Source organism: Mycobacterium parascrofulaceum ATCC BAA-614, assembly GCF_000164135.1.
Taxonomy (GTDB): domain Bacteria; phylum Actinomycetota; class Actinomycetes; order Mycobacteriales; family Mycobacteriaceae; genus Mycobacterium; species Mycobacterium parascrofulaceum.
The window spans coordinates 229,147-230,089 of record NZ_GG770557.1; the positions used below are offsets into that span (position 1 = coordinate 229,147).

The window sequence follows — 943 nt, forward strand, 5'->3', positions numbered from 1 at the left end:
CTTCCCCTGTCGCTATGCAGCACGCAGCCGGCGACCTCGCCGCGGCGGGCGACCGCGTTGGCCAAGGCCTGGGTGGCCAGCCGCGACTTCATCCGAGAGTCGATGCTGTAGCCGACGATGCGGTTGGAGAATACGTCCTTGATCGCGCACAGGTAGAGCTTGCCCTCCCCGGTGCGATGTTCGGTGATGTCAGCCAGCCACAACGCATTTGGCGCGATGGCGGTGAAGACGCGGCCGACCACATCGTCATGGACCGGTGGGCCGGCCTTGCCGTTCTTCCCGCGCTTGCGCTTCCCGAACGCACTCCACCACTGGTTCTGCGAGCAGATCCGCCAGGCGGTCCGCTCGGCCATCGGCTGGCCGGCTTCTCGGGCCTCCTCGACCAGGTAGCGGTAGCCGAACTCCGGATCATCCTTGTGGGCGTCGAACAGGGCGTTGGCCCGATGCGCCTCGGCGTATTCAGCGTCGGTGACAGGATCCGCCAGCCACCGGTAGTAGGGCTGGCGGGCGAGCTTGAGTACCCGGCACGTCACCGCCACGGGAATCCCGTCGGCGGCGAGCTCCTTCACGAGCGGGTAGAGCCTTTTCCCGGCAGGTTGGCCTGGGAAAGATAGGCCGCGGCCCGGCGCAGGACCTCGTTCTCCTGCTCCAGCAGCCGGTTTCGCCGGCGCAGCTCGCGCAGTTCGACCGACTCGGTGCGGCTGGTGCCGGGTTTGGCGCCGTCGTCGACATCGGCCTGGCGCATCCACTTCGACAACGTCATCGGGTGGATGCCGAAGTCGGCGGCGATCTGCTCGATCGTCACCCCGTCCTCACGGTTACGGGCGACCCGCACGACATCGTCGCGGAACTCTCTGGGGTAGGGCCTGGGCACAGCAACATCCTTCCAGCCCGCCCATCAGGACAAGCCAACTCAGATGCCACCTGTTCGTGCAGCAGACCC

At 67.0% G+C, this 943-nt stretch carries 2 protein-coding genes; both read right to left on the reverse strand.

Annotation, left to right across the window (positions count from 1 at the left end; all coding sequences use genetic code 11):
* Positions 1-569, reverse strand: a 569-nt coding sequence (locus HMPREF0591_RS32540) for an IS3 family transposase (RefSeq protein ID WP_007170960.1), incomplete at its 3' end; no start/stop codon positions are given.
* Positions 566-874, reverse strand: a complete 309-nt coding sequence (locus HMPREF0591_RS34710; protein WP_007170961.1) for an IS3 family transposase — start codon at positions 872-874, stop codon at positions 566-568. The genes HMPREF0591_RS34710 and HMPREF0591_RS32540, both read right to left, overlap by 4 nt.
* Between the last annotated feature and the right edge of the window lie 69 nt (positions 875-943).